At 71.7% G+C, this 22,900-nt stretch carries 10 protein-coding genes; 9 read left to right on the plus strand and 1 reads right to left on the minus strand.

Annotation, left to right across the window (positions count from 1 at the left end):
- The first annotated feature begins 51 nt into the window (after positions 1 to 51).
- The 6 genes from ACIF80_RS12085 to ACIF80_RS12110 all read left to right on the plus strand — a co-directional run bounded on the left by ACIF80_RS12085 (position 52) and on the right by ACIF80_RS12110 (position 18,382).
- Complete coding sequence (locus ACIF80_RS12085) at positions 52 to 11,250, plus strand: amino acid adenylation domain-containing protein (protein ID WP_399802750.1); 11,199 nt, start codon at positions 52 to 54, stop codon at positions 11,248 to 11,250.
- 2 nt (positions 11,251 to 11,252) lie between these two features.
- Complete coding sequence (locus tag ACIF80_RS12090; RefSeq protein ID WP_399802752.1) at positions 11,253 to 15,092, plus strand: amino acid adenylation domain-containing protein; 3,840 nt, start codon at positions 11,253 to 11,255, stop codon at positions 15,090 to 15,092.
- Complete coding sequence (locus tag ACIF80_RS12095) at positions 15,089 to 15,439, plus strand: nuclear transport factor 2 family protein (RefSeq protein WP_399802753.1); 351 nt, start codon at positions 15,089 to 15,091, stop codon at positions 15,437 to 15,439. Before ACIF80_RS12090 ends, ACIF80_RS12095 begins: the two co-directional genes overlap by 4 nt.
- Before the next feature lie 44 nt (positions 15,440 to 15,483).
- Positions 15,484 to 16,536: a branched-chain amino acid aminotransferase gene (locus ACIF80_RS12100; protein WP_399802755.1), complete on the plus strand. Its 1,053-nt coding sequence runs from the start codon at positions 15,484 to 15,486 to the stop codon at positions 16,534 to 16,536.
- Positions 16,537 to 17,216: 680 nt separating this feature from the next.
- Positions 17,217 to 17,984 carry a HipA family kinase gene (locus tag ACIF80_RS12105; protein ID WP_399802758.1) on the plus strand — a complete coding sequence of 256 codons (768 nt, stop codon included), beginning with the start codon at positions 17,217 to 17,219 and terminating at the stop codon, positions 17,982 to 17,984.
- Complete coding sequence (locus ACIF80_RS12110; protein WP_399802760.1) at positions 17,981 to 18,382, plus strand: DUF3037 domain-containing protein; 402 nt, start codon at positions 17,981 to 17,983, stop codon at positions 18,380 to 18,382. Before ACIF80_RS12105 ends, ACIF80_RS12110 begins: the two co-directional genes overlap by 4 nt.
- A 137-nt stretch (positions 18,383 to 18,519) precedes the next feature.
- On the opposite strand, the gene ACIF80_RS12115 is transcribed toward ACIF80_RS12110, so the two are convergent.
- Positions 18,520 to 19,014: an excalibur calcium-binding protein gene (locus ACIF80_RS12115; protein WP_399802761.1), complete on the minus strand. Its 495-nt coding sequence runs from the start codon at positions 19,012 to 19,014 to the stop codon at positions 18,520 to 18,522.
- A gap of 299 nt (positions 19,015 to 19,313) precedes the next feature.
- On the opposite strand from ACIF80_RS12115, the gene fabG reads away from it, so the two are divergent.
- The 3 genes from fabG (at position 19,314) to ACIF80_RS12130 (ending at position 22,844) form a co-directional block, all read left to right on the plus strand.
- Positions 19,314 to 20,078: a 3-oxoacyl-ACP reductase FabG gene (fabG, locus tag ACIF80_RS12120; RefSeq protein WP_399802763.1), complete on the plus strand. Its 765-nt coding sequence runs from the start codon at positions 19,314 to 19,316 to the stop codon at positions 20,076 to 20,078.
- A gap of 121 nt (positions 20,079 to 20,199) precedes the next feature.
- Complete coding sequence (locus ACIF80_RS12125; protein WP_399802765.1) at positions 20,200 to 20,958, plus strand: SDR family oxidoreductase; 759 nt, start codon at positions 20,200 to 20,202, stop codon at positions 20,956 to 20,958.
- A 290-nt stretch (positions 20,959 to 21,248) separates the two neighbouring features.
- The gene (locus ACIF80_RS12130) at positions 21,249 to 22,844 is read left to right on the plus strand and encodes an ABC transporter substrate-binding protein (protein WP_399802766.1); all 1,596 of its coding nucleotides are present in this window, start codon (positions 21,249 to 21,251) and stop codon (positions 22,842 to 22,844) included.
- Positions 22,845 to 22,900 lie beyond the last annotated feature (56 nt).

Genomic DNA, 22,900 nt, shown 5'->3' on the forward strand with positions numbered 1-22,900 from the left:
GTCCGCGCGACGGACACCACCGACAACCGAGACGGGTAGGAGTGAGGTGCGGTGACCAGGTCACAGCAAGCCGACGGGACACACGTCCCGCACGACTTCGGCACAGCCGCCGAGGGCGTGCACGAACTGTTCGAGCGCCGGGCCGAGGACACCCCTGACGCGACAGCCGTGGTCTGCGGGAGCGCCCGGATCGGTTACCGGGAGCTGGACGAGCGCGCCAACCGGGTCGCGCACCATCTGATCGCCGGCGGTGTGCGCCCCGGCGACGTGGTCGGCGTGTGCCTGCCCCGGGGCGTCCCCCTCGTCGTCGCCGTGCTCGCCGTGCTCAAGGCCGGCGCGGCCTACACGATGCTGGATCCCCGGTTCCCCGCCAAGCGCCTGGTGTCGGTGTGCGAGGACGCCGGGGTCCGGACCGTCGTGACGGAACCGGGCGGCGTCTTCACGGGCCCGCGGTGGTCGACGGTGGATCCGTCCGCCCCCGACGTAGCGGCTCGTCCGGTTTCGTCGCCGCGGGTCGCCGTGTCGCCCGAGGACGTCGCGTGCGTGATGTTCACCTCCGGCTCCACCGGCAGGCCCAAGGGCGTTATCACCCCGCACCGGGCGTTCACGGCGACCCTGGGCGGCCAGACGTACACGGACTTCGGCGCGGACCAGGTGTGGCTGCAGTGCTCACCCGTCTCCTGGGACGCCTTCGCGCTGGAACTCTTCGGGCCGCTGCTGCACGGCGCGGCCTGCGTCCTGCAGCCCGGTGACACCACGGACCCGTCCGCCGTCACGGAGCTGATCCACCGGCACGGCATCACCACCGTGCATGTGTCCGCCGGCCTCCTGAACCACCTCGTCGACGAGTACCCGCACACTTTCGACGGCGTCACGCATGTGATGACCGGCGGTGAGGCGGCCTCTCCCCGGCATGTGCACGCGCTGCTGGAGCGCCGGCCCGGCCTTGTCCTGACCAACGGCTACTCCCCTGTCGAGAACACCATCTTCACCCTGACCCACCGGATACGGCCGACCGATGCCCCCGTACCCGTCGGCCGGCCCCTCAACGGCAAGTCCGTACAGATCCTCGGCCCCGACCTCCGCCCGGTCGCCGACGGTGGGACCGGCGAGATCTACATGGCGGGCGCGGGTCTGGCGCACGGCTACACCGGGCAACCGGGACTGACCGCCCAGCGCTTCGTGGCCGCGCCGGACGGCGGGCGCATGTACCGCACCGGGGATCTGGGGAGGCTGCGCGACGGAGTCGTGGAGTTCCTCGGCCGGGCCGACCAGCAGATCAAGATCCGCGGCTTCCGTGTGGAACCTGCCGAGGTCCAGGCGGCCTTGACCACTCATCCGCTCATACGGCAGGCCGCGGTCACCGTATGGGACGCCGGTCCGGCCGACCGGCGCCTGGTGGCCTACGTGGTCGCGGACCGTCCTGTGCAGACGGAGGAACTCCGCGCTCACGTTGCCGAGTTGCTGCCCCAGCACCTCGTACCGTCGATGTGCGTGCAGCTGGACGCGCTGCCGCTGACCGCCAACGGCAAACTCGACCGGGCCGCCCTGCCCGCTCCGGCGGCGACCACGGGCGCGGGCGGAGCCGCCGAGACCGCGACCGAGGACGCGCTGTGCGTCCTGTTCGCGAAACTCCTCGGCGTGCCGTCGGTGGGCCTGGACGACGACTTCCTGGAGCTGGGTGGTCACTCGCTGCTGGTCGCGACCCTGATCAGCAAGGTGCGCGTGACGCTCGGGGTGCAGCTTCGTGTCACCGACGTCTTCACCGCCCGAACTCCACGCCGGCTGGCACGACGTGTCGCTGCCGCCGCCACGGCCGGGCCGGCTCTGGCGCACAGAGATGAGCGGCCGAACCCGAGCCCGATGTCCTTCGCCCAGGCGCGGCTGTGGTTCCTCGACCAGATCGAGGGCGGCGCCACTTACACCATCCCGCTCACCGTCCGGCTGCGCGGCACGCTCGACCCGACGGCACTGCGGGCTGCGCTGGCCGACGTGCTGGAGCGGCACGAGGTGCTGCGCACCGTGTTCCCCGTGGTCCGGGACATGCCCGTACAGCATGTCCTCGACCGGGCCGACGTGCCGTGGACGACCGAGGACATCACCGAGGACTCCCTCGACCCCCGCGTGCGGGAGCTGGCTTCGGTGGCCTTCGACCTCGCACGCGAAATCCCTCTCCGCGCACATCTGTTGCGTCTCGCGAACGACGATCACCTTCTGCTGGTCGTGCTGCACCACATCGCCGGCGACGGCTGGTCGACGGCCCCTCTGCTGCGTGACCTCGCGGCCGCGTACAACGCCAGGACGCAGGGAGCCGAACCCGTCCGGCCCGCGCCGGCGGTGCAGTACGCGGACTACGCGCTGTGGGCGCGCGACACACTGGGATCTCCGGAGGACCCGGCGAGCACGCTGGCCGGGCAGGCGGAGTACTGGCGATCCGCGCTCACGGGAATGCCCGCGGAGTCGACGCTGCCCGCCGACCGCTCCCGGCCGGCGGTGCGCAGCCCGCACGGGGGCACGGTGCCCTTCGCGGTGGAAGCGGACACGCACAAGCGCCTGCGGTCCCTGGCCCGGGACACCGGAAGCACCATGTTCATGGTCCTGCACGCCGCAGTGGCCGCCGTGCTCACCCGGCTCGGCGCGGGCACCGACATCTGCCTGGGGTCCCCGGTCGCCGGGCGGAGCGACGAGGCGCTCGACGACCTCGTCGGCTTCTTCGTGAACACCTTGGTGCTGCGTTCGGACACGAGCGGCAACCCCGCCTTCACCGAACTCCTCGGTCGCGTCCGCGCCACCGACCTCGCCGCGTACGACCATCAGGACCTGCCCTTCGACCACCTCGTCCAGGAGCTCAACCCGCAACGGTCACTGTCGCGTCACCCGCTCTTCCAGATCATGCTGGTCCTGCAGAACACTCCTCCGGTCACCGCCGAGTTCACCGGTCTGCGCGCCGAGCACGAAGTCGTCGACCTGGACGTGGCGAAGTTCGACCTCACCCTCGATCTGACCGAGACGGACGACGGGATCACCGGCACGCTCAAGTACGCGGCCGACCTGTTCGACCGTGCCACCGTCGAGCGCGTCGCGCAGTTGCTGAGCCGGGCCCTGACGGTGTTCGCGGCCGACCCGCACACCCCCATCGGCCGGGCGGATCTGCTGACGCCGGCGGAGCGGGATCTGCTGCTCGGCCGGCGGAGCGACCGTTTCGCCGGGATCAGCCGCTGCCTCCACGAGGTCGTCGCCGAACAGGCGGCGCGCACCCCGCACGCGATCGCGCTGATTTCCTCGGACGAGCGGCTGACGTACGCCGAACTGGACACACACGCAAACCGGTTGGCGCACCACCTCATCAGTGAAGGTGTTCGGCCGGGCGATGTCGTCGGCGTTCTGCTGGACCGGGACTGCGACCTCGTCGTGGCGGTCCTGGCGGTGCTCAAGGCGGGCGCCGCGTACACGATGCTGGATCCCCGGTTCCCGCAGGCACGGCTCACCGCCCTGGTCGACGGCGGCGGCATCGTCCATGTCCTCTCCACACCGGCCATGGGCTTTCCCGGGATCCTGCGCATCGACGACGAGTCGGTCGCGCAGCAGCCGTGTACCGCGCCGGACGTGCGGGTGTCGGCGGGAGACGTCGCATGCGTGATGTTCACCTCCGGCTCCACCGGCAGGCCCAAGGGGGTCGTGACCAGCCATGGCGCGCTGACGTCGACGCTGATGGGCCAGACGTACGTCGACTTCGCCGCGGACGCGGTGTGGCTGCAGTGCTCCCCGGTGTCCTGGGACGCCTTCGCCCTCGAACTCTTCGGCCCCCTCCTGCACGGCGCCACGTGCGTGCTGCATCCCGGCCACACCACCGACCCCGCCGCGGTGGCCGAACTCGTCGCCGAGCACACCATCACGACCGCGCACTTCTCGGCCGGCCTGCTCAACCACCTCGTCGACGAACACCCCGACGTCTTCCACGGCATCACGACGGTGATGACCGGCGGCGAGCCGGCTTCGGTGGCCCACGTGTCGCGTCTGCTCCAGCGACACCCCCACCTGCGCCTGGTCAACGGATACTCGCCCGTCGAGAACTCCGTCTTCACGCTCACCCACCGGATCGGCCCTGCGGACACCGCCGGCCCGATCCCGGTGGGACGGCCCGTCGCGGCCAAGGGCGTGTACATCCTGGACGAGCATCTCCAGCCGGTCCCGGCCGGTGTCCCGGGCGAGATCCACATGTCCGGCCCCGGGCTGGCCCACGGCTATCTGCGTGAGCCGCGGATGACCGCCGAACGCTTCGTGGCCTGCCCGTTCGAGCCGGGCCGCCGCATGTACCGCACCGGCGACCTGGGCCGCTGGCGCGCCGACGGCACCGTCGATTACCTGGGCCGCACCGACGATCAGGTGAAGATCCGCGGTTTCCGCATCGAGCCCGGCGAGGTGCGTGCGGTGGTGGAACGGCACCCCGGTGTCCGGCAGAGCGCCGTGACCGTCCGCGAGGACCGGCCCGGCGACAAGGTACTCGTCGCGTACGTCGTCCCGAACGGCTCGGTAGGCGTACCGGCCCTGCGCCGCCATGTCGCCGAGCACCTGCCGGAGCACCTGCGGCCGGGTGCGTACGTGGTGCTCGACCGGCTTCCGCTGACGGCCACCGGCAAGCTCGACCGGGCCGCCCTCCCGGCGCCCGAGCAGGCCCGCGCCGTGTTCGACGGTGCGCGCAGCGCGCGTGAGGAGATCCTGTGCGGGCTGTTCGCGGAGGTGCTCGGCCTGCCCGAAGCCGGACGCGAGGACGACTTCTTCGACCTGGGTGGCCACTCGCTGCTCGCCGCGAAGCTCGTCAACCGCGTCCGGGCGGCCCTGGGGTGCGAGGTCGGCCTCCGCGAGCTGTTCACCTGCCGAACGCCCGCCGCGCTCGACGCGGTCCTCGGCTCGGCCTCGCCGGCCCGGCGGGCGCTGGTCGCGGCCGAGCGGCCCGGGCGGGTGCCGCTGTCCCCCGCACAGGCCAGGCTGTGGCTGCTCGATCAGGTCGAGGGAGGATCGAGCACGTACAACGTGCAGTACGCCGTCGAGGTGGCCGGCCCCGTGGACAGCGCCGCCCTGCGGGCCGCCGTCACCGATACGGTCCTGCGGCACGAGGCGCTGCGCACGGTGTACCCGGTCGCGGACGGGGTGCCGTACCAGCACGTCCTGGCCGCACGGGAACTGGACGGCATCTTCGAGGCGTCGGCCGTCGCGGCCTCCGCTGCGGGAGAGGTCGTCACCACGGAGGCGCGGCACGTGTTCGACCTGGCCGGTGAGCCACCGCTGCGGGTCAAGCTGTTGAGCACCGGCGAGCGGGACCACACCCTGCTCGTGACCCTGCACCACATCGCGGGGGACGGCTGGTCGCTCCGCCCGTTGTTCGCCGACATCGCGACCGCCTACGCCGCCCGCAGGTCCGGGGCGGCTCCGGACTGGCGTCCCCTGCCGGTGCAGTACGCGGACTACACGCGCTGGCAGCGGGAACACCTCGGCGACGAGGGCAGCACGGACTCCGTCGTGCACCGTCAACTCGAGTACTGGCGCGCGCAGTTGGCGGGAATTCCGGAGAGTCTCGACCTGCCGTCCGACCGGCTGCGTCCGGCCCGTCCGACCCACCGGGGCGAGTCCGTCCCGGTGCGGGTCGACGCCGACGTGCACACCGCGCTGACGGCTCTGACCCGGGCGACCGGAGTCACCTCGTTCATGGTGGTCCAGGCCGCGTTCGCGGCACTGCTGACCCGGCTCGGCGCCGGCACCGACGTCCCCCTGGGGACCCCGGTGGCGGGCCGCACCGACGAAGCACTCGACGATCTGGTCGGCTTCTTCGTCAACACCCTGGTGCTGCGCACGGACACCAGCGGCGATCCCACCTTCATCGATCTCCTCGGCCGTGTCCGGGCCACCGACCTCGCCGCGTACGACCACCAGGACCTGCCCTTCGACCGGCTCGTCCAGGACCTCAATCCGGCCCGGACCAGCCACCGGCACCCGTTGTTCCAGGTCATGGTCGTGCTGCAGAACAACACGTCCCCGGACGCCGGACTGGCGGGTGCCCACTGCGTCCCCGCTGCCGTGCCGAACCTGGCGGCCAAGTTCGACCTGACGCTGTCGCTGCACGAGAGCGGCGACGGTCTGGCGGGCTACCTGGAGTTCGCCACCGACCTGTTCGAGCGCGAGACCGCTGAGCTGATGGTGGAGCGGTTCACCCGCCTGCTGGCCGCGGTGGCCCACGAGCCGGAGCTGCCGATCAGCGCCCACGACACGATGGGCGCGCAGGAACGGCTCGCCGTGTCCCAGCGATGGACCGGCGTCCCGCGCGAGGCCGACATGCGCCCCTTGCACACGATCGTCGCCGGGCACGCCGCCCGCACCCCTGAGGCGACAGCCCTGGTGTGCGGCGGTCGGCGGGTCACGTACGCCCGACTCGTGGACCGGGCGAACCGGTTGGCGCACCATCTCGGGGAGCGGGGAGTGCGGCCCGGGGACATCGTCGGCGTTCTGCTGGACCGCGACGAGGACATGGTCGTCGCCGTCCTCGGCGCGCTCACCGCCGGCGCCGGCTACACGATGCTCGACCCGCGGTTCCCGAAGGCCCGCCTGGCCGAGGTCCTGGACCGGACGGCCGCCCCGTCGGTGGTCACCTCGCGTGGCCTCGCCGGTCTGGTGCCGGACACGCCGCCGGTCCTGGTGGACGCCGACGCGGATGCGATCGCGACCGCTCCCCGGCACGCCCCGGACGTCATGGTGTCCGCGTACGACGTCGCGTGCGTGATGTTCACCTCCGGCTCCAGCGGTACGCCCAAGGGTGTCGTCACCCCGCACCGGGCGCTGACCGCCACCCTGCTCGACCAGGGATACACGGACTTCGCCGCGGACGCGGTGTGGCTGCAGTGCTCCCCGGTGTCCTGGGACGCCTTCGCCCTCGAACTCTTCGGCCCCCTCCTGCACGGCGCCACGTGCGTGCTGCAGCCGGGCCACACCACCGACCCCGGCGTCATCGCCCGACTGCTGACCGAACACGGCGTCACCACGGCGCACTTGTCGGCAAGCCTGCTCAACCACCTCGTCGACGAGCACCCGACCGCCCTGGCCGGGGTGAGCCACCTGATGACCGGTGGCGAGGCCGCGTCCGTGCCGCACGTACGCGCCCTGCTGGACCGCCACCCGCACCTCCGTCTCGTCAACGGCTACTCCCCGGTGGAGAACACGATCTTCACCCTGACCCACGACATCACCACCGAGGACTCGCCCGTCCCCCTCGGGAAGCCGATCGCGGGCAAGCGGGTCCGGGTGCTCGGGACCGATCTGCGTCCCGTGCCGATAGGGGTGCCGGGCGAGATCTACATGACGGGACCGGGCCTCGCCCACGGCTACGTCGGACAACCCGCACTCACCGCGCAGCGGTTCGTCGCCGCGCCCGACGGCGGTCGCCTGTACCGCACCGGCGATCTGGGGCGCTGGCGCGCCGACGGCGCCATCGAGTACCTGGGACGTACGGACGACCAGGTGAAGGTGCGCGGCTTCCGCGTCGAACCAGCGGCCGTACAGGAATACGTGAGGGAGTGTCCGGGAGTGCGGCGCTGTGCCGTAGTCGCCCGGGACGACCGGTTGGTGGCGTATGTCGTGGCCGAGGGCGACCTCGACCTGGCGGAGCTGCGGGCGTTCGTCGCCGACCGGCACCCCGAGCATCTGCGGCCGGCCGCCTACGTACGCGTCGATGACATCCCGCTCACCCCGAACGGGAAGCTCGACCGCGCCGCCCTGCCGGACCCGGGGCCGTCGGCGGGCGGCGGCAGTGAGGGCCATGCCGCCCGCACGGTGCGCGAACAGATCCTGTGCGGCCTGTTCGCCGAGGTGCTGGGCATCGGTGAGGTCGGCCCGGACGAGGACTTCTTCGCCCTGGGCGGTCACTCCCTGCTCGGCGCCAAGCTCGTCAACCGGGTGCGCTCGGCGCTGGGGACCGAGGTGGGGTTGCGAGACCTGTTCGACTGCCCCACGCCGGCAGCGCTGGCCGCCCTCCGCGACACGGCTGCCGCGGCGCGGCCGGCCCTGACCGTGGCGGACCGTCCTGCCGAGCTCCCGCTGTCCGCGGCGCAGGCCCGGCTGTGGTTCCTCGACCGGATGCACGGCGCGAACGCCGCGTACAACGTGAGCCACACCCTGGAACTCGGTGGCGACCTGGACCTGGACGTGCTGAGGGCGGCCCTCGCGGACGTCGTGGCCCGGCACGAGGCGCTGCGCACCACCTTCCCCTCGGTCGACGGGGTTCCCGTCTCCGTGGTCCGGCCCGCGGACCGGGTTCGGCTCGACGTGTCGTGCCGAGTGGTCCACGGATCCGAGCTGGACGAGGCGGTCGCCGGGGCCGCCCGCCACGCCTTCGACCTGAACACCGAACTCCCCATCCAGGCAGAGGTGCTGCAGACCGGTCCGCGGTCCCATGTGCTGGTGCTGACCCTGCATCACATAGCGGCCGACGGTTGGTCGATGCGTCCCCTGCTGGAAGATCTCGCGACCGCGTACACGGCGCGGTCGGAGGGTGACGCCCCGGATTGGCCGCCGCTTTCGGTGCAGTACGCGGACTACAGCCTGTGGCAACAGAAGGTGCTGGGCAACGGCAACGACCCGGATTCGCTGTTGGCACGGCAACTCGGCTATTGGGCCGACGCCTTGGCGGGCCTGCCGGACGAGGTGCCGCTGCCTGCCGACCGGCCCCGCCCGCCCGTGCCCACCGGTCGCGGCGACACCGTCGACATCGTGCTCGCCGCCCGGACGCACGAAGCGCTGCTCGGCCTGGCGCGTGCGCACGGGGCGACCCTGTTCATGGTGGTGCAGGCCGCGCTCGCGGCTCTGCTCACCCGGCTCGGCGCGGGCACCGACGTCCCCCTCGGCACGCCTGTCGCGGGGCGAACCGACGCCGCCCTCGACGACCTCGTCGGGTTCTTCGTCAACACCCTCGTGCTGCGTACCGACACGGCCGGGGACCCCACCTTCCGTGAGCTGCTGGCCCGGGTGCGCGAGACCGACCTCGCGGCCTTCGACCACCAGGACGTGCCTTTCGACCGTGTCGTGGAACACCTCAACCCGGCGCGCTCCGCGCACCAGCACCCCTTCTTCCAGACGGCACTGGTGGTGCAGAACAACACTGCCGCCACCGCGCAGATGCCCGGGCTGCGCACGACCGTCACCCCTGTGAGCACCGGCAGCGCCAAGTTCGACCTGGTCCTGTCGCTCGACGAGCAGCATGACGAGCACGGCCGGCCCGCGGGCATCGGCGGCCGCATGGAGTTCGCCACCGACCTGTTCGACCGGGCGACCGCGCAGGCGCTCGTGGCCCGTCTGTCCGGTGTGCTCCGGCACGCGGCCGCCGACCCGGAGGTGCGAGTCGGTGAGCTCGACATACTGACGCCGGGCGAACACGACGTACTGGTCGGGGACTGGGCCGGTACGCAGCCGGGCGTGAACGACCGGTGCGTCCACGAGACCGTCGCCGATCAGGCCGTGGCCACTCCTGAGGCGACCGCACTGATCTTCGGGGAACAGCGCATCGGTTACGCCGAGCTGGATCGCCGGGCGAACCGTCTTGCCCACCGCCTCGCCGCGCAGGGCCTGGGGCCCGGCCGGCTCGCGGCGGTACTGCTGGACCGGGGTGTCGACCTGGTCGTGAGCGTCCTCGCGGTACTCAAGACCGGGGCGGGCTACTCGCTGCTCGACCCGCGGTTCCCCGAGGGCCGTATCACCGCGATCCTCGAGGCAGCCGACGCGGCCGTGGTCGTCACCGGCACCGACGGCGCCGCCCGCCTCGGCACGGACCGGCCCGTCCTCGACCTCGGCACCGATCCGGGCCCCCTGCCGGACGGGCCTCCGGACGTGACGGTCACCCCCGACGATCCGGCGTGCGTGATGTTCACCTCCGGCTCGACCGGCAGGCCCAAGGGGGTTCTCGCCCCGCACAAGGCGATCACAGGCACGCTGCTCGGTCAGACGTACGCAGACTTCGGCGCCGGCCAGGTCTGGCTGCAGTGCGCACCGATGCCGTGGGACGCCTTCGCGATGGAGTTGTTCGGCCCGCTCCTGCACGGTGCGACGTGTGTGCTCCAGCCCGGCCCGACACCTGAGCCGGAGCAGATCGCCCGCCTGGTGCACCGGCATGCGGTGACCACCGTGTTCCTGTCGACGAGCCTCTTCAACTTCCTGCTCGACGAATACCCCGACATCTTCAACCGGTTGAGGCAGGTGATGACGGGCGGCGAGGCGGTGTCGCCGGACCACATGGCCAGGCTGCTGCGTGCCCATCCGCACGTCCGGCTCGTGCACGCCTATGGTCCGGTCGAGCACATGATCTACACCAGTTGCCACGATGTGGGCGCCGAGGACACCTCGGCCCGGACCGTGCCCATCGGCACGTCGCTGGCGGGCAAGCGGTCCTACGTCCTGGACGCCCGGCTCCGGCCGGTGCCGCCGAACGTCCCCGGCGAGCTCTACGTCGCCGGCATCGGCTCGGCGCACGGCTACCTCGGCGAAGCGGCCCTGACGGCCGAACGGTTCGTGGGATGCCCCTACGGATCACCGGGGGCGCGCATGTACCGGACCGGCGACCTGGTGCGCCGACGGGCGGACGGGGCGCTGGAGTTCGTCGGACGTGCGGACGACCAGGTGAAGATCCGGGGTTTCCGGATCGAGCCGGGTGAGGTGCAGGCCGCGGTCACCGCCCACCCGGAGGTGCGTCGCGGGGCCGTCGTCGTCCGGGAGGACAAGCCGGGTGACAAGCGGCTTGTCGCGTACCTCGTGCCTGAGCCGGGCAGCGGCCTGGACGCCGCCTCCCTGCGCGAGCACGCCCAGCAGTTCCTGCCCGAGCACCTGCGCCCCAGCGCGTACGTCCTGCTCGACCGGCTGCCGCTCAACCCCAACGGCAAGCTCGACCGCGCGGCGCTCCCCCTGCCGGACTTGGGCGAGCGTTCCGTCGGCCGGGCACCGGGAACCCGCGACGAGGAGGTGCTCTGTGAGCTGTTCGCCGAACTGCTGGGCCTGGACTCGGTGGGCGTGGACGAGGACTTCTTCGTCCTGGGCGGACATTCACTCCTGGTCGGCAGGCTGATCAGCCGGGTGCGGTCGGTCCTCGGGGCCGAGGTGTCCCTGAAATCCGTGTTCGAGGCGCGGACCGTGGCCGCTCTGGCCCGCCGGCTCGACCGGACCGCGCCAGTACGGCCCGCGTTGCGGCGGCGGGCCGGCCGGGAGGAGATCCAGTGACGGTGTCCGACGAAACGGCCCCACTGTCGTTCAACCAGCAGCGGCTGTGGTTCCTGGCCCGGGCCGAGCCCGGGCCCGCGTACAACATTCCGATCGTGCTGCGGCTGCGCGGTGAACTGGACGTGGACGCGCTGCGGGCGGCGCTGGCCGACGTGACGGCCCGGCACGAAGTGCTGCGCACGGCCTACCCCGAGGTCGACGGCACGCCCCGCCAGCGGATCATGCCGCCCGGTGAGGTCCCACTGGACGTGATCACCACCGGCGATCCGGCAACCGCTCTGGATCACGCGGCCCGCTACGTGTTCGAGCTGACGGCGGGCCCGCCCGTGCGCGCCACTCTGCTCACGTCACCGCGCGCCGACGAGCACGTACTGCTGCTGCTCGTGCACCACATCGCGGGGGACGGATGGTCCATCGCCCCCCTCACCCGCGACCTGGCGGCCTCGTTCGCCGCCCGGGTCGCCGGCAGCGCTCCGGAGTTCCCCGAACTACCGGTCCAGTACGCGGATTTTGCGTATTGGCAGCAGGAAGTGCTGGGCGAGGCGGACGACCCGGGCAGTCTGTTGTCCCGACAACTCGCCTACTGGCGAAGGGCGCTGGACGGCGCTCCGGAGGAGGCGGGGTTCCCGGCGGACCGGCCCAGGCCGGCCCGCCCCGACCAGTGCGGCGGCAGCGTACCGGTGCGGATCGGCCCGGAGGGGCACCGGGCGCTGCTCGATCTGGCGACCCGGTCGGAGACGACTCTGTTCATGGTGGTGCACGCCGCCGTCGCGGCCTTGCTGACCCGGATGACCGGCGGTACCGATCTGCCGCTGGGCACGGTCGTCGCCGGGCGGTCCGACGAGGCACTGGGCGACCTCGTCGGGTTCTTCGTCAACACGCTGGTGCTGCGCACGGACACCTCCGGAGACCCGTCGTTCGCCGAGCTGCTCGACCGGGTCCGTGCCACCGACCTGGACGCGTTCGCCCACCAGGACGTGCCGTTCGAGCGGGTCGTCGAGGAGGTCGGCCCGGCCCGGGTCGCCGGACGTCACCCTTTGTTCCAGGTGATGCTGGTGCTCACCACTCAGGTCGGCGATCCGCCGGCGTGGCCCGGGCTGCAGGTCGAGCTGGGCCGGCAGGGCACCGGGACAGCCAAGTTCGACACGACGATCGGGGTGCGCGAATCCCGGTCCGCCGAGGGTGAGCCGCTCGGGCTGGACATCACCTGGGAGTACGCGGCGAGCCGGTACGGCCACGGTTCGGCGGAGCTGCTGGCACACCGCCTGGAGCGGCTGCTCGCGCAGGTCGCGGAGGACCCGTCGCCGAGGCTGGGCGAACTGGCGGTGCTGGACGACGCGGAGCGCACGGCACTCACCGCGCCGGCCGAGGCCCCCGGCGTACGGGAGAGCTGCCTGCACGAACTGTTCGCCGAGCAGTGCTCCCGCACGCCTACGGCGACGGCCCTGGTGCACGAGGGCCGCCGCACCACGTACGCGGAGCTGGACGACCATGCCCGGCGGGTCGCCCGTCACCTGGGCACCGGACCCGGCGATGTGGTGGGTGTACATCTCGGCCGCGGGCCACTCATGGTGGCCGCGCTCCTGGGCGTGCTGAGGACCGGCGCCTGCTACACCCTGCTGGACACCGCGTTTCCCGCAGAGCGGCTGCGCTCGGTGCTCGACCGCGCCGGCATCCGCACGGTGGTCGGCTCGTCCTCCTCGTCGCAGGTCCTGGGCTTCCGGTGCGTGGACATCGCCGAGGTGCCGTCCGCCTCCGACGCGGAACCGTCCCCGGTCGCAGTGCATCCCGAGGACCCGGCGGTGGTCATGTTCACCTCCGGCTCGACGGGCGTGCCCAAGGGGGTCGTGGCCTCCCACCGAGCCATCAGTGCAACCCTCACCGGGCAGGAGTACGCCGGATTCGGCCCGGGTGAGGTGTGGCTGCAGAGCGCACCGGTGTCCTGGGACGCCTTCGGCACCCAGCTGTTCGGGCCGTTGCTGCACGGCGGCACGTCCGTCCTGTTTCCCGCCGCGCAGGTCGACCCGGCTGTCATCGCCGATCTGGTCGTCGAGCACGGCGTCACCGTCTTCGACGCGTCGGCGAGCCTGTTCAACCACGTGCTCGACGAGCATCCGAAGGTCTTCGAGACCGTCCGCCACGCTCTGACCGGAGGCGAGCCGGCCTCCCCGCATCACCTCGCGCTCGCGCGACGGAAATTCCCGGATGTGCGGCTCGTCAACGGCTACGGGCCCGCGGAGAGCACCGGCTTCACCACCACCCACGTCGTCACGGAGGTGGCGGACGCCCGGGTGCCGATCGGCCGGCCCCTGCCCGGCAAGCACGGTTACGTCCTCGACGATCGCCTCCACCTCGTGCCGTCGGGCGGCGTCGGCGAGCTGTACCTGACCGGGGCGGGGCTGGCCCTGGGCTACCTGGGCGCCTCGGGCGCGACCGCCGAGCGCTTCGTGGCCGATCCGTACGGCGCGCCGGGCACCCGCATGTACCGGACGGGCGATGTCGTACGGTGGCGGCCGGACCGCACCCTGGACTACCTCGGTCGCGCCGACGGCCAGGTCAAGGTGCGTGGCTTCCGCATCGAACCGGCCGAGACCGAGGCGGCGCTCGCCGCGCATCCGTCGGTCGCCCGGACCGCGGTCGTCGTACGGGAGGACCGCCCCGGCGACAAGCGGCTCGTCGCGTACGTCGCGCCGGCCACCGGCGCCGCGGCGGATCCGGCGGTCCTGCGCGAGCACGTCGCCGCGAAGCTGCCGAAGCACCTGGTCCCCGCCGCCGTCGTCCTCCTGGACGCCTTGCCCTACACCGCCAACGGCAAGCTGGACCGGCGCGCCCTGCCCGCCCCGGAGTACACACCGGGCACTGGCCGGGCGCCCGCCACCGAGACCGAGAACGCCCTGTGCGACCTGTTCGCCGAGGTCCTGGGGCTGCCGGCCCCGTCGGGCGTGGAGGACGGATTCTTCGACCTGGGCGGGCACTCGCTGCTGGCCACCCGGCTGATGGCACGGATCGAGGCGCGCCTCGGCGTACGCGTGGGCATCCAGACCCTGTTCGAGGCACCCACGCCCGCCGCCATGGCGTCCCGGCTGGACACGTCCCGTGAGGACGACGGGTTGGCCGTCCTCCTGCCGCTGCGCTCCGAAGGGGCCCGGCCACCGCTGTTCTGCGTGCATCCGGCGGCCGGTATCAGCTGGGTCTACTCGGGGCTGCTGCGCCATCTGCCGGACCGGCCGGTCTACGGCCTCCAGGCCCGCGGCCTGTCCGAGCCCGACGCCGCCCCGGCCACGATCGCCGACATGGCCGCGGACTACCTCGCCCAAATCCGCACCGTCCAGCCCAACGGGCCCTACCACCTGCTGGGGTGGTCGTTCGGCGCGAGCGTCGCGCACGCCATGGCTGCCTCGCTGCAGGACAGCGGTGAGGAGGTCGCGCTCCTCGCGATGCTGGACGGTTATCCGTCCGTCGCCACCGGAGCGTCCTTCACCGCCGACGACCCCCAAGTGCAGGACGCCCTGCGGGAATCGCTGGGCCACGCGGATCTGACCCCCGACGAGTTCCGCGAGCACATCGGCGCCCCGGCGACGCTCGCCGACGTGTTCGCGCACCACCTGACGCTCAGCTGCGCCGGCACACCCACGCACTACGCCGGACGCGCGCTGTTCTTCCGTGCCACCTCCGGCAGGACGAGCGGGGCACCCACGCCCGACGCGTGGCTGCCCCACGTCACGGGCATGGAGCTCCACCCCATCGACTGCCGGCACGGAGACATGACCGCACCCGACCCGATCGCGCGGATCGCGGCGGTGCTCGACGCCCACCTCGACAACACGGGAGACCGACGATGACCACTGCTGTGATCCACCAGTTCTACCGGCTCGTCGACTCCGGCGACGTACCCGGTCTCGTCGCGATGTTCGCCCCGGACACCACGTACCGCCGTCCCGGTTACCCCCCGGTGCACGGCCGGTCGGGAATCGAGCACTTCTACACGCACGAGCGGGTCATCCGGGAAGGGCGACACGAGCTCGACTCCGTGGTGTCCACCGGCGACGAGGTCGCCGTGCGGGGCTCGTTCGAGGGAGTGCTGCACGACGGCACTCCCGCCGAACACCGCTTCGCCGAGTTCTTCACCCTCACCCCCGACAACCTGATCGGCCGGCGCGAGACATTCTTCTCCGCCCCGCTCGTCTGACCACGCCGCCCGCCCGTCCCGCCCCCGGTCCCAAGGAGATCATCATGACGTCGCTTCTGGAGAAGCCCGCCTCACCCGGCCACGGTGACGCCTTTACCCGGCACCTCTACACCATGAGGTACTCCCCCGAACGCGGGTGGTACGACGGCTCGCTGCGGCCGATGGAGAGCCTGTCGCTGCACCCGGCCACCATCGGCCTGCACTACGGGCAGGTGATCTTCGAGGGGATGAAGGCGTTCCGTCAGGCCGACGGGTCGATCGCGGTGTTCCGGCCCTGGGAGAACGCCCGCCGCTTCCGTCGCTCCGCCGCACGCCTGGCCATGCCCGAACTTCCCGAGCACCTGTACATGGCGGGCGTCGACCAGGTCGTCGCCGCCGACCAGGGCGAGCTCTCCGACCACCCCGACCACAGCCTCTACCTGCGTCCGCTGATGTTCGGCACGGACGTGAACCTCATGCTGCGGCCCTCGGAGGACTACCGGTTCCTGGTTCTCGCGTTCACGGCCGGCGGTTTCTTCGGGGACGAGGTGCGCCCGGTATCCGTGCTGATCTGCCGGTCGCAGAGCCGTGCGATGCCCGACGGTACGGGTGACGTCAAATGCGCGGCGAACTACGCTCCGTCGTTCGTCGCCCAGCGCCAGGCCCAGGAAGCCGGCTGCCAGCAGGTGGTGTGGCTGGACTCCGCCGAGCGGCGCTGGGTGGAGGAGATGGGCGGCATGAACCTGTTCTTCGTACGAGGCAGCGGTCCCGACGCCGAGGTGTCCACCACGCCGCTGACCGGCACCCTGCTGCCGGGGGTCACCCGCGACTCGCTGCTCCGCCTTGCCGCACGCCTCGGCCACCGGGTCAGCGAGCGCCCCGTGACGGTCGACGAGTGGCGCGCGGGATGCGGCTCCGGCGAGATCACCGAGGTGTTCGCCTGCGGCACCGCCGCGGTCCTCACCCCGGTCGGCACCGTACGCGACGGCGACCGCGGCGACTGGACCGTGGGAGACGGCGAGATGGGCCCGGTGACCCGGACACTGCGTCAGGCGCTGGTCGACCTGCAGCACGGCCGTGCCGCTGACCCGGACGGCTGGCTGCACCACTTGCGCTGACCCTTCGTTCACGTCCCGTGGCGGGCAGCACGACCGTCCGCGAACGTGCCTCGTGCCGGAGGCACGGTTCGCGTCCCGGGTCGCGCCGACCGCGTCGCAACGACCGCTCGCGCAGCATGCCGAACGGTTTGGTGCGGACGCCGACGACGTGGATGGTGTCCCTTGCCGTGGCGCAAGCGATCAGCGGTCGGGAGTGCGCGGGCCTCTGCCCGGGGTGGCTTCCACAGGTGAGTGCCGCTCCCCGAACACGGGCGGGCCGTGGTGCTCCGAGCCCGGCCGCCCTCGGGCCGCCGGGCTCGGACTCCGGGCTGCTCCCCCCGCTCGGACTGCCCAGGGGAGGCGTCGACCGCAACGCGGGAGAAGTCCGGACGGCCCGTCGCCCGCGACCGGTCCGGCAGCACCCCCTGGAGTTCCTCCCGCATCCCGGCCTCCTGCCATTCGGCCGGCCGACGCCGGCAGGCAGGCCCGGAACCGGGGCCCACCTCGTGCGCGGGTACTCACCCTGGACGCCGGTGCAGAGGACGAACAGCAGACCCCGCAGTGTCCTGCGGTCAGGGAGATCAGCGCGTCGGCCAAAACCCCCGGATCCCCCCAGGGCCGACCGTGGCCGACTTCTCGGAGCACGGGGGTCTTGGGGAGGTCATGGATTGCAAGGTCAGGAGATCGCGTAGCCTGGCGAAATGTTGACCGAGGTCACCGCCACTCGCTACATCACACCCCTGCGCGAGGGCGGCTCGCTGCCGGGACTGATCGAGGCCGACGACCTCGGCGCCTACGTGCTGAAGTTCACCGGCGCGGGCCAGGGCCGCAAGACGCTCGTCGCCGAGGTCGTCTGCGGGGAACTCGCCCGGCGGCTGGGATTCCGGGTGCCACGCCTGGTGACGGTCGAACTCGATCCGGTCCTGGGGCTGGGCGAGCCGGACGAACAGGTTCAGGAACTCCTCAAGTCCAGCGGGGGCACCAATCTGGGCATGGAGTTCCTCTCCGGCGCGCTCGGCTTCGACCCGCTCGCCTTCGAGGTGAGTCCCGAGGAGGCCGGGCGGGTCGTCTGGTTCGACGCGCTGGTGAACAACGTCGACCGTTCCTGGCGCAATCCCAACCTGCTCCGCCGGCGCGGTGACCTCTGGCTCATCGACCACGGCGCGACCATGATCTGGCACCACAACTGGCCCGGCGTGGAGCGCTCCGTCGCCCGGCCCTACGACGCCTTTGACCATGCCCTGAAGACCTTCGGGCCGGACGTGGCCGCCGCGGCGGCGGAACTCGCGCCGCACGTCACCGCGGACCTGCTCGCCGAGGTCACCGCGGAGATCCCCGACGCATGGCTGGCCGGTGAACCCGGATTCGACACACCGGACGAGCTCCGCCGGGCCTACGCGCGTGCCCTGCTCGCCCGGGCCGGCACCGTCCACGAGCGCGTCCGCGGCCTCGGGGAGGAGGACCAGTGAGCGATCGCGGCGACCGGACCGGCCGCCATGTCTTCGAGTACGCGCTGCTGCGGGTCGTGCCGCGGATCGAACGGGGCGAGTGCGTCAACGCCGGGGTGCTCGTGTACTGCCGTCACGAGGCGTTCGTCGGGGCCGGTACGCACCTCGACGCGTCCCGGCTGCTGGCACTCGACCCGCACGTGGACCTGGCCGGCGTCCGGGCCGCGCTGCGTGCCGTCGAGGGGGTGTGCGCGGGCGGGGACGCGGCGGGGCAGGCCGCCCGCGACGACGCCGGCCGGCGTTTCCGCTGGCTGATCGCCCCGCGTTCCACCGTCGTCCAGCCCGGTCCCGTGCACACCGGGCTCACCGCCGATCCGGCGGCCGAGGTGCAGCGGCTGCTCGACCTGCTCGTGCGCTGACCCGGCGGGCCGGCACGGCGAATCACCACGGCGAATCACCACGGCGGGCCGCCGCAGCAGGAGGCTGCGGCGGCCCGCCGCTCACAGGTGTCCGGGAGCGGGGGCGGCGTACGGAGGTACGGGTGCCGGCCCGCGCGTCAGCTGCGACGACGCTTCACCAGGTAACCGGTCGCGGCGAGGGCGCCGGCCGCGAAGGCCAGGCCGATTCCCGTGTCCCAGCCGCTCGGTCCGGTGGCCGACGAGCCGCCCAGCCCGCCCTCCACACCGCGCGTCGGCGCGATCGTGGCGGGGGCGGCCGCCGCGGGGGCCGTCGTCGACGCGAGGGGAGTCGCGGGTGTGGAGGGTGCGGTCGGAGTCGCGGATGCGGTGGTGGCCGTCGGACGGGGAGCACTGGTGGAGGAGGTGAGGGAGCCGTCACGGCGGGGGAGTGCCTCGCAGGCGACGTTGTCGTCGGGGCCCTGGTCCTCGTCGAGTCGGTTGGGATCGCTCCGGTCCAGGTTGAACAGGGCCTGTGCTTCCTCCTGGTAGGTGAAGTCCGCGCAGTCCAGGTCCTGGGCGTGAGCGGTGTGGGCCACCGGCAGTGCCGCGGCGAGCGCGACGAGTATGCCGAGGGCACCGGTGCGTCGGCGCATGACGCGCCTCCTTTCCGGCCACGAATGGCTCGCGCTCCGACGCTAGGCGCGCCCCCGTGCCGGGGCGCGCAGCTGTGGGCCGATCGGGTGATGAACGCGGGATCCGGGCAGGGGGCGGCACCAGGTGGACGCAGTCCGCCCGGGGCCCGGCGGGCCGGGGAATGGATCACACGGCAGGGCGGACCGTTGACACCGGGTGCCAGGGCTTCTAGCGTCACGTCTGCTGAAGGTACTAAGCGGTCGCTCACCCATCTGGGCGGGTCGCAGGAGCCGCATCCCAAGGTCGAGGAGAAGCAGCGATGTCCACCACTGAGCAGCAGCGGGTCGCCGTCGTCACCGGTGCCGCGCGCGGTATCGGCGCCGCCACCGCCGTACGACTGGCCGCCGAGGGCCGCGCGGTCGCCGTGATCGACCTCGACGAGGGAGCCTGCAAGGACACCGTAGAGAAGATCACCAACGCCGGCGGCAGGGCGCTGGCGGTCGGCTGCGACGTCTCGGACGAGGCGCAGGTCGAGGCCGCCGTCGCCAGGATCGCCGAGGAGCTCGGCGCGCCGACCATCCTGGTCAACAACGCGGGCGTGCTGCGCGACAACCTGCTCTTCAAGATGAGTGTCCCGGACTGGGACACGGTCATGAACGTGCACCTGCGCGGTGCCTTCCTGATGTCGAAGGCCTGTCAGAAGCACATGGTGGACGCCGGCTTCGGCCGCATCGTCAACCTGTCCTCCTCCTCCGCGCTCGGCAACCGCGGACAGGCCAACTACTCCGCCGCCAAGGCGGGCCTGCAGGGCTTCACCAAGACCCTCGCCAAGGAACTCGGCAAGTTCGGCGTGACCGCCAACTCCGTCGCCCCCGGCTTCATCGCCACCGAGATGACCAAGGCCACCGCCGACCGCGTGGGCATGGGCTTCGAGGACTTCAAGGCCGCCGCCGCCACCCAGATCCCGGTGGCCCGGGTCGGCGAGCCGGAGGACATCGCCAACGCCATCGCCTTCTTCACCGGTGAGGCCGCCGGATTCGTCTCCGGCCAGGTGCTGTACGTGGCGGGCGGACCGCTCGACTGAGGAACACCGCGACCCGGGACCGCTCCAGCTCGCGCACGACCGCGCTGCGCGGCCCGGGACGGTCAGGGCCCGCCCGCGGGCGGGCCCGGGGACGACAAGGCACGACTAGGGGACAGGGAACATGACTTCAGTGGAACTCTCGGGCAAGGTCGCTCTGGTCACCGGGGCCAGCCGCGGCATCGGGCTCGGCGTCGCCGAGGCGCTGGTGGCGCGCGGTGACCGCGTCTGCATCACCGGCCGCAACGAGGACACCCTCAAGGAGGCCGTCGAGAAGCTCGGCGCCGACCGGGTCATCGGCGTCGCCGGCAAGGCGCACGACGAGGAGCACCAGGCCGTCGCCGTCGAGCGCACGATGGAAGCCTTCGGCCGGGTCGACTTCCTCGTCAACAACGCCGGCACCAACCCGGTGTTCGGGCCGATCGCCGACCTCGACCTGAACGTGGCGCGCAAGGTGTTCGAGACCAACGTGATCTCGGCGCTCGGCTTCGCCCAGCGGACCTGGCACGCCTGGCAGAAGGACAACGGCGGGGCGATCGTCAACATCGCCTCCCTCGCGGGCGTCGCGCCCTCGCCCTTCATCGCCGCGTACGGCGTGAGCAAGGCGGCGCTGATCAACCTGACCGGGCAGCTGGCGCACGAGTTCGCGCCGCTGGTACGGGTCAACGCGATCGCCCCGGCCGTGGTGAAGACCAAGTTCGCCCAGGCGCTGTACGAGGGCCGGGAGGAGGAGGTCGTCGCGTCGTACCCGCTGGGCCGGCTCGGTGTGCCGTCCGACATCGGCGGGGCCGCCGCGTTCCTCACCTCGGACCAGTCGGACTGGGTCACCGGCCAGACCCTGGTGGTCGACGGCGGCATCCTCCTGAACGCCGGCGTGGGCTGAGTCCGGCGGGCGGTGTGCCGGCGGGCGGTGCGCCGGCACGTGTGGAGCCCGCGTGCGCTGAGCCGTTGTGGTGCGGGCCACAAAGAATTCCGGTACGGGTGTCCGTTGACGAAACGGCGCCCGTTCCGGTGTTTTCGAAGACGGGTGGACCGATGACAACGTAGTCAACGCAGAGTAACAACATGATCTACAACGAGTTGATCTCAACGAGCGTACGAAGGAGGGTGCGAGAACGGAATACCGCGGTATCGTCTGCCGACTCTTGGGACGGCAGATCGAGGAGCGTGCGCGTGTTCAAGCGGAACCGATGCCTGCGAGGGGTGGCGGCCATCGCGTCCATCGCGTCGATATCGTCCTTGGCCACCGGCTGCGGTGTGCTGACGTCCGACACTGCGGACGACGGCAAGCCGATCGTCGTGGGGACCACCAGCTCGCCGAGCACCCTGGATCCCGCCGCCTCCTGGGACAGCTCCTGGGAACTGTTCCGCAACATCTACCAGACGCTGCTGAGCTACCCGGTCGGCGCGAGTACGCCCCAGCCGGACGCCGCCAAGGGCTGCGAGTTCTCCGACGAATCCCACCAGGTGTTCCGCTGCGAACTGCGTGAGGGGCTGAAGTTCTCCGACGGCAGCACGCTCGACGCCAAGGCGGTCAAGCACTCCGTCGACCGTATCCGCAAGATCAACGTCAACGGCGGTCCGGCCGGTCTGCTGGGCAGCCTCGAGCGGGTCCAGGCGCCGAGCAGCCGCGAGGTGGTCTTCCACCTCAGCAAGCCCGACGCGACGTTCCCGTTCGTGCTCGCCACGCCGGCTCTGTCGATCGTCTCCCCGAAGGCCTACCCGGCCGACGCCCTGCGCGAGGACTCGAGCATCGTCGGCTCCGGGCCCTACGGCCTCCAGTCCTACGACGAGGGCAAGGAGGCCCGGCTCGTCCGCAACGAGCAGTACAAGGGCTACGCCGAGCGGCAGAACAGCGCCGTGACGATCCGCTACTTCCAGGACTCCGCCGAGATGGTCAAGTCGCTGCGGGAGGGCGGGGTCGATCTCACCTACCGGGGCCTCGCCGCGGACGACGTCGTCGAATTCCAGGGCAAGGCCTCCAAGGAGGAGGAGATCAGGCTGGTGGAGGGCACCAGCACCAGCATCAACTACCTGGTGTTCAACCCGAAGGACCCCTGGGCGGGCAAGAAGCCGGTGCGCCAGGCCATCGCCCAGGTCGTCGACCGGAGCGCGATCGCGCACAAGGTCTACCGGGACACCGTCGATCCGCTGTACTCGATGGTCCCCAAGGGGCTGACCGGCCACACCACCGGCTTCTTCGACGACTACGGAGACCCCAGCGTCGACAAGGCCCGGCGGATCCTCACCGAGGCGGGCATCACCGAGCCGGTGCCGCTCACCCTCTGGTACACCACGGACCGCTACGGCTCCGAGACCAAGCTGGAGTTCCAGGAGCTGGAGCACCAGCTGGAGGCCTCCGGGCTGTTCGAGATCACCCTCGAGAGCCGCCCCTGGAAGACGTACGTCGAGGGTTACCAGAAGGGCGAGTACCCGGTCTTCGGGCGCGGCTGGTCCCCCGACTTCCCGGACGCCGACAACTTCATCGCCCCGTTCATCGGCGAGCAGAACGCGCTCGGCACGCCCTACGAGGCGCGCGAGATCAGCAACGTCCTGCTGCCCCGGTCCCGTCGGCAGAGCAACCGCGGCAACGTCGTGAAGGACTTCGAGGACGCCCAGCAGATCCTCGTGAACGACGCGCGGCTGCTGCCGCTGTGGCAGGGCCGGCAGTACGTCGCGTCGAGCCGGGACATCTCGGGCGCGGAGCGGGCGCTGGACCCGTCGACGATCATGATGATGTGGCTGCTCTCCCGCAAGACCAGCTGGTAGACGGTCCAGGGAGCGGATTGTCAGTGGTCGCCTGTAGGTTCTGAGGCCTGAAAGCG

Origin of the sequence: Streptomyces sp. NPDC085927 (genome assembly GCF_044540975.1) — a bacterium.
GTDB classification, from domain to species: Bacteria; Actinomycetota; Actinomycetes; order Streptomycetales; family Streptomycetaceae; genus Streptomyces; species Streptomyces hirsutus.

Coding starts and splice junctions, on each gene's coding strand:
- ACIF80_RS12115 (WP_399802761.1), bottom strand. CDS start 19,014: ATGCGCCGACGCACCGGTGCCCTCGGCATACTCGTCGCGCTCGCCGCG.
- ACIF80_RS12100 (WP_399802755.1), top strand. CDS start 15,484: ATGACGTCGCTTCTGGAGAAGCCCGCCTCACCCGGCCACGGTGACGCC.
- ACIF80_RS12125 (WP_399802765.1), top strand. CDS start 20,200: ATGACTTCAGTGGAACTCTCGGGCAAGGTCGCTCTGGTCACCGGGGCC.
- ACIF80_RS12105 (WP_399802758.1), top strand. CDS start 17,217: ATGTTGACCGAGGTCACCGCCACTCGCTACATCACACCCCTGCGCGAG.
- fabG (WP_399802763.1), top strand. CDS start 19,314: ATGTCCACCACTGAGCAGCAGCGGGTCGCCGTCGTCACCGGTGCCGCG.
- ACIF80_RS12095 (WP_399802753.1), top strand. CDS start 15,089: ATGACCACTGCTGTGATCCACCAGTTCTACCGGCTCGTCGACTCCGGC.